This is a genomic window from Acinetobacter bereziniae LMG 1003 = CIP 70.12 (genome assembly GCF_000368925.1).
GTDB classification, from domain to species: Bacteria; Pseudomonadota; Gammaproteobacteria; order Pseudomonadales; family Moraxellaceae; genus Acinetobacter; species Acinetobacter bereziniae.
Genome location: NZ_KB849756.1, coordinates 1,383,632 through 1,391,953 on the forward strand (window position 1 = coordinate 1,383,632; position 8,322 = coordinate 1,391,953).

3 protein-coding genes are annotated in these 8,322 nt (G+C 38.3%); 1 reads left to right on the forward strand and 2 read right to left on the reverse strand.

The genetic code is table 11. From position 1 onward, the window contains the following. Positions 1 to 548 precede the first annotated feature (548 nt). Positions 549 to 3,263 (reverse strand): DUF2339 domain-containing protein, encoded by a 2,715-nt coding sequence (locus F938_RS16335; protein ID WP_034715501.1) that lies wholly within the window; start codon positions 3,261 to 3,263, stop codon positions 549 to 551. Between the two features lie 162 nt (positions 3,264 to 3,425). On the opposite strand from F938_RS16335, the gene polA reads away from it, so the two are divergent. Further along, entirely contained in the window at positions 3,426 to 6,188 is a 2,763-nt protein-coding gene (polA, locus tag F938_RS16340) for a DNA polymerase I (RefSeq protein WP_005033544.1), read from the forward strand. Between the two features lie 400 nt (positions 6,189 to 6,588). Here the strand turns inward: polA and F938_RS24530 are convergent. Next, a partial coding sequence (locus tag F938_RS24530; protein WP_005033546.1) for a VWA domain-containing protein occupies positions 6,589 to 8,322 on the reverse strand: 1,734 nt, incomplete at its 5' end.

The window sequence follows — 8,322 nt, forward strand, 5'->3', positions numbered from 1 at the left end:
TTTAGAAGTAAAGCGTGGCAGTGCAAGCTTTAGATCATCAAACAATCTATTGATCGCCTTCATTTTATTGATCAAGACAAATGAAACGCTATTGATGGTTGCGCTTGCGGAGCTCCGCTCCTCATTCTAAAATTGGATGAAAAGGTAGCAAGAATCCATAGAGATTTATTATTTTTCAATGAGTTGAAGATTTAATTACATCGAACTCAGGTTAAATATAAATAAATATCAAAAATATACCACGCATTGATCAAAATCTCTAATCAGCTTTTTTGTCTTAGTAAAAAGTATTTAATATTGAGATAAATCTAAACATTGATGAAACATATACGGGACTTCTATTACTGGGCACCATCTTAGCGATTTGATTGAAACGCTAAAATAAAGTATCTCGTGATATGCTTGAACTTGGTATATTTATTTCTAAGTCATACTAGAAGGTTCAGAATAAATAAAATTTAGCCACATTCTCACTAAAATCATCTCAGAACTTAACTCAATAAACACTAAGGTTTCAATATCTCGCCTTGAACCATCCACAGACTTAATTAAGACTCTAAACGCTTTGGTTCAGGAATAGGGGCAATATAGGCGATGAGTAACATCACAAAACCTGCTCCCAAGAACGATATGACTCGGGTCAGTGTGCCGATATGAGATAAATCAAGCAAAACCAACTTCAAGGTCACAATGACCAGAATGCTGCCACCTAAAATCCATACAGGACGTAATTGTTTACGGCTGGCAAAACTCATACTAATCAACGCCAGGCTCACCCAAAGTAAGGTCAAACTTAATTGTGCCGTCGCATCTTGCCATAAATCCAATTGATTATAAGGTGTAGCAAAATACACATGTAGCGCACGCAGAACCATATAACTACTTAACCAAAGTAGACTTAAAACCGACAAAACAGCCAGAATACCTTGGTCTGTACCCTGTTGTAGAGCCAGCTTCTGTTGCAAGTTGAGCATCCATAAAAAGCCCATTAACATTGCAATACTCACCAAATCAAATGGGTTCAAGATTGGCAATAAATAGCCTTGAAAAGCCTGTTGAGAAAATAATTGCGAACAGATGATCCATATCAGCATCAGCGCCAAACTGGTTCGTGTTTGCCAAAAAATTTTCCAATCCGCACTTTTCTGAATAAAGCACCACCCACAAAACAATAAAGGTAATATCACGACACTAATATAAGGTGTATAAGGAATTAAAGTTAAGCTAGCTAAGCTTAAACTGATTAAAACGCCTAAACTCCCCCACTCTTCCATAAAGCGTAGCGCATGAAAAGGTCTTAACCATAGTGTGGTCAATATCAATCCTGCTAATGTCATTCCCCATCGATCAATGTCAGTTTGCCAAACCAATACACCATTTTGACTTATATCCAATAAAAGAATCAGTGCAAAAACATAAATAGGAATAATACCAATCCACTTGGGGATCAACCATGTTGATAATGCTTTTAACTTGAACATCAATTCATTCATCAACAGATAAGTAGCGCTGAGTATCAGCAATGTGTATATGTAGCGATAAGCACCATTAAAATAGTCAAGGAGTAGAATAAGCAACATCGACGTTGCTGCAATCATCAATAAACTCAGAAATAAGGTAGACAGCGCATTCAGTTGCTGTCGAAATGTCTCACGACTATTTCCCAATAACACTGCAAAAATATAACTAATACATAAATACCAGTACATTGTAGTTGGGAAGTTTGGCAGTTTAAATAAATAATACAGGCTTGTTGCCCCTGCAACGACCATCAATGCCATCGCCAAATAACGGCTAATTGCTGATTGTCGATATAATGCATACCCCCATATACATAACCCTTCGAGTACCCATCCGACTACACTCCATTGTCCATGTAATAAAATAGGTGGAATCAAAGCCATAAAGATCAAGGCAAGACTAAAATAACTCTGTGAAATCAATCGAATCGACTGATTACGTTTTGAAAATTGATAAATACCTGCGAAAAGCGCAGCAAAAGCTAAACTAAAACTCGCCAATAACATGCTTTGATGAAAATAAAGCAAATATAAAAAAAGATAGCTGACAATCGGAGCACCAAAAATCAAGGCAATATCTAAACTCGGTTTAAGCTTAAATTGTTCCACATCTTGTTTGGCAATTAGTTGGCTAAAACGGAAACCCAACCAAATAAAAACAGCTGTATGCGCAAAAATTAAAAGGGTAAGTGTCTGTTTGTCTTGTAAATCACCATGACCAATTGCATAGACACTCGCAACGATTGCTGTAACCAAGAAACCGATTTGATTCAGATATTTCCACGGTCTCAAAGTGCTCATTATCGCAATTGCAATATTAATCAGCAAATAATAGGTTAAAAGCTCAACGACAGTGGCGTCGCGTACGGGTAAGGTAAAGGGTGCAATGTAGGCAATTGACATTGCCATAAGTGCCAATTCAACACTTTGCTGCTTTAAGCTTAAGCTGAGTGTAATGAGCATAATCATAACAAAGCAAAGGCTTGCCAGATAAATATTAGAAATTACATGGGTATAATATGCAAAAAATAAGGTGAGAGATAATCCAGCAAGCCCCAATCCCTCCAGTGCCAATGCAAAACTACGATTTTTACTTTGCAGACTCAGACCAAGTGTGGTGATTGCGATACTCGATAAAGCAACCAATGTGAGTTTAATTACGAGACTCAATTGCCAATGCTCTGTTGCAAAACGCAGTAACAGTATAATGCCAATGACCAACACCAATATGGCAACTTTCAGTACAGGATTCCCCTTAAAAATCCAATCTTGAATTTGTGAAATCAAACTCGTTGCGGAATCTCGTGGCACTTCTTCAGATTGCGTTGAAGGAATTGAGAATGAAGCAGTTGATCGATTCGCAGAATATTCAAGCGACTGAATTTGTATCTGAACTTGTGTGAGATAACGTTCTAGACGCCTCAACCATCTAAGAAAAAAGAAAATCCATGCCGTTAAACCTAGTCCCACCATCCAACTCAAATGTAGGGTTAATCCGACAACAGCAATGATAGAAGAAATATAGAGCGGGACTTTTGAGGTACTATGTAACGGTAAATGCATGCTTTGGGCGATATCTAACATCGGATTTTGAATCGCATCGACATAGTGCATTACACTCATGACAAAAGCTAAACCACAGAGATAAGTCAATACGTGTGCATCTAAAAACCATGCACTCACCGCAATAATGATGAGCATCATTAACCAGATAATGCGAATTTCACTCTGCCCTTTCAGCATATTTTTACTTTCTTCATCCTCAATATATTGATCATACAACAGCATTCCAACATGATTCTGTTAATTCATCAGATATTCAGTAACACAAGCACGATGGTTGCCACTACGCAACAGAGAAAAATCACGTACAATAAAGCGGTAATTTGAATTAGGAAAATATCAATGCCACCATTTGTATTGGTCGATGGGTCATACTTTTTATTTCGTGCCTTTCATGCACTCCCACCTCTAACAACATCAACGGGATTACAGACCAATGCGATTCGTGGAGCAATCTCGGCAATCCAAAAGCTTATGCGTCGTGTACAACCAACCCATATGGCTGTTATTTTCGACACACCTGAACCGACTTTTCGTCATCAGCTTTCACCGATTTATAAAGGTGATCGCCCAAGTATGCCTGAAGAATTATCCCAACAAATTCCTTATTTACATGCGCTAATTCGCGCCTTAGGGATTCCACTTCACACCCTTCCAGGTGCTGAAGCTGATGACATTATCGGTACCTTAGCCAAACGTGCTGAAAAAGAAGGTTATCAAGTTTTAATCTCAACTGGCGATAAAGACATGGCGCAGTTGGTGACAGATAAAGTGACATTGGAAGACAGTTTCAAAGACAAACCAATGGATGTTGATGGTGTCATTGAAAAATTTGGAGTACGTCCGGATCAGATTATTGATTATCTAACCTTAATGGGAGACGCATCAGATGGTATTCGTGGAGTTCCTGGGGTAGGTGCAAAAACTGCCGCCAAGCTTTTAAATGAATATGGTTCAATCGATGGCATTTTAAAAAATGTGGACAATATCAAGGGTAAAGTTGGACAAAGTCTAAAAGACAATGTTGATGGGATTACTCTTGATCATCAACTTGCCAGCATCATCATTGACCTTGATTTAAACATCAGCTATGAGGACTTAAAACTTTGCGATCCTGATGTTGAAGCATTGCGCAACTTATATACAGAGCTTGAGTTCCGTAACCAATTACAGTCTTTAGATCATCCCAACAATCCCAATAGTTCAACCTATAAACAAACTGCACAAAGTGCCATCAAAACTGAACAAGCTGTTGAAAGTGAAATCACCGATCAAGCCACAAGTTCAAGTGTCGATGACCGTTTAGGTGAAGCAACGTATCATACTGTATTAAGTCAAGATGTTTGGGACAAAGTATTCCAGCGTTTAAGTACGGCAAAACGCTTTGCAATTGATACAGAAACAACAAGTTTGGATTATCGTGTTGCTGAAATGGTAGGTTTCTCGCTTGCATTCGATGCGCATGATGCCTATTACATCCCTTTAGCACATGATTATGAAGGTGTGCCACAGCAACTCAATCGCGAAACAATCATTCAACAAATTAAACCTATTTTAGAAGATCCAAATATTGAAAAAATTGGGCATCATTTAAAATATGATGCGCATATTTTTGAAAACCATGGGATTCATCTACAAGGTTGGTTCTTTGACACCATGTTGGCATCTTATGTGTTGAACTCAGTAGCAACTCGTCATGGTATGGATGATGTTGCTCGTGTTTATCTGAGTCATTTAACGACAACCTTTGAACAGGTTGCGGGTAAAGGGGCGAAGCAAAAAACCTTTAATCAAATTGATATTGAAACTGCTGGTCATTACGCAGCAGAAGATGCGCATGTCACTTATCGCCTTTATGAAGTATTAGAACGAAAACTCAAAGAAATCCCAGAGCTCAGCGGAATTTTACACAATATTGAAATGCCTGTTGCTAGCGTTCTGACCAGTATGGAAGAAAATGGTATTGAGCTAGATTTAAAATTTTTGGATCAACTCAGTGTTGATTTCGCCAATACAATTCAAAACCTTGAAAATCAAATTATTGAGATCGCTGGTGAATCTTTTAATGTCGGTTCACCAAAGCAAGTGGGTGAAGTCTTATTTGAAAAACTGGGTTTAAAAGGGGGCAAGAAAACAGCAACAGGACAATACAGTACCTCTGAAGCTGTCTTGGAAAAAATTGATCATCCAATAACCCAACTGATCATTGAGTATCGTGGTTTAACCAAATTGCGAAGTACTTATACTGAAGCTTTGGTCAAACAAGCGAATAATGAAACCCACCGAGTGCATACGAGCTATCATCAAGCGCTAACTGCAACTGGTCGTTTATCTTCAACAGATCCGAACTTACAAAATATTCCAATACGTGAAGAAATTGGACGACAAATTCGTAAAGCATTTATTGCACCCAAAGGTCGTGTGTTACTCGCTGCCGATTATTCTCAAATTGAATTACGTTTAATGGCACATTTTTCGCAAGATGAGGCTTTAGTCGATGCCTTTAAAAATGGACAAGATGTACACCGCCGCACAGCATCTGAAGTATTGGGCGTTGCTCTTGAAAATGTGACTTCTGACCAACGTCGTCAAGCGAAAGCAGTGAACTTTGGCTTATTGTATGGGATGTCTGAGTTTGGCTTGATTCGTCAATTGGGCTTTACCCGTGAAGAATCACAAAACTACATCAAACAATATTTCCACCGTTATCCAGGCATTTATGAGTATATGCAACGTACTCGTCAGGTCGCTTTGGAGCAAGGTTTTGTTGAAACCATTACAGGCCGTCGTTTATATACACCAGATATTGATGCACGGAATATGATGGTGCGCAAAGGCGCTGAACGTGCTGCAATTAATGCACCATTGCAAGGCTCAGCAGCAGAAATCATCAAAATGGCAATGATTGAAGTTGATAAAATCCTACCTAAAGATCAAGCAAAACTTCTTTTACAGGTTCACGATGAATTGGTGTTTGAGGTCGATGAAGCTGTTGCCGATCAAGTGGCTGAACAGATTAAAGATGTCATGCAAAAAGTTGTGACTTTATCTGTCCCTTTGGAGGTTGAGGTTGGTCAAGGCAAGAACTGGGGAGAAGCTCATTAAGTAAGCCCAGTTTTTAATCTATTCTCTTTATAATGGAGCGTAGATTAAAACATATCCTTCGCATCACAAGATTAAGATGGAAGTCAAATCAAAGCACTTCTATCTTAATTGCGTGGACTATTTTTAGAATCAATTATTTGGGCTTTTGTTGTTGATCAACTTATCCTAGACAGAATCAACGTGATCTTCAGTATATAGCTTTGTTAATCCGCCTTTACAGTAAATCTGTATTTTTTCAACTCTTCGCGTAATGGTTGATAAAGATGAGATTTTGCTGGATGAATGAGATTTAATATTTTAGATTGATTTTCCAATATATTCTGTCAAATAAAAATGCCCCACAAATGGAGCATTTTTATTTATAAAAAATTAGAATTTAATCTATCAAAGCCAAGAATACTTAACCGATCACAATTTGCTGATTAATCATATCCATTAAATCTATTTTACTCTTACCTTCAATAATTAATATATCCGCCCATTCATGCTGAGTATTTAAACTACCATCACGATCTACTTTGAGTACTGCATTACCGCGACCATCATCTTCAATTTTGATAAATTCTCCAATATTACTTTTATCTGAAAGTAAGCCATCAAAGAAATCAGAACTGAATTCAATTTTATCGTTTGATTGGTAATCCACCCAAACATCAGTACCATTGCCGCCAGTAGCATCAGCATTGATAAGCACATCATACATGATGGTGTCATTACCACGACCTGTAGAAATAATATCATTGCCAGAACCGCCATAAATAATATCATTACCTGCACCTGCAATAATAATGTCATCACCGGCACCACCATAGATCGTATCATTCCCACCCTTAGTGGCTGGGTCATTCGCATCAGCTTCAACAAATTTCTTATAATTTTCTTTCACAAAATCATAAATTTGCTGTTGGGTTGGTTCTGCTCCACTTGTGACTTCTGCTTTTAAATACGCAATCAGTGTTGAATAACCTGAATATTGTGGATGCATCAAAGGATCTCTACCTGACCATGTAATCCAGTTGGTATTCATCGCGTCACCAAACAAGATATCATCACCTGCACCACCTTTAATGGTATCGCTGCCTACATCAGCAGGTACAAAGTTTTCTGAACCGCCGATCAAATATGCAATGAGTTTATCCGCATCAGCAATTGCTTTCGCTTCTCCATGATTTGAACCACTCCAAGCACTAGGTAGCTTATTTCCATTCGCATCTGTATTGTCGTAGCGTGACACAGTTGCATCACTTACAGCACTACTCACACCAACAGCAAAGACTTTACTTTGATCAGCCAATGGACGGAAGGCGCTATCTAGTGTGTTTTGCGAACTATTTGGCTCACCATCCGTAATATAATATGTTTGATTTTCAAAGTTAGCATCAGACACATCATTGAACCAATTTACAGCTTTATTAAAACCTAGTTCAGGATAAGTTCCGCCTCCTGCTTGAAGCCCATCATTTTTTCCAGTTCCAATATCCGCAAAGATTTGATCAATATTGTCTACGCTTACATTGGTATAGATTTTATTGACGGTGTTTCCAAGACCATTATTTGCTGAAAAAGATGCGATTTGTAAATTAATCGTACCGTCATGATCAACCATCTGTTGAATAAAGGCTTTTAAACCTTTTTTGGCAATTTCAAGACGCGTTTCGCCTTCTGGAACATTCGCGCCATTTCTAATCGTTCCTGCCATATTAAATAGCATACTTCCTGACAAGTCTAAAACGATGGATACGTTATAGTTCTTTCCAGCCACAAAGTTTGTTTTTAAGCCACCCGTGTCTCCTGCGATTAAATCATCACCTGATGTACCAATGATGGAGTTATCCCCATTTGTAACACCCGTCGACTGATCATTTTTGATCACAGGATCAACTGTTTCAATATCATGGTCTTGAATCGTATTTCCATTACGATCATTGGTTTTTGCAACAACATCTACTGTAGAACCTTGCGTACCTGTTGCAATACCATCTGCTGGTGTTAACTCATAAACATAATGACCATTTGAATCTGTTTGAACCGTTCTATCAATTTTAACTTGTTCTCCATTTTCATCATAACCCGTGATGGTAATCACCACATCGCTATTCGGTGCAACATCCTTGGTGGTTCCAGTGATTTTACC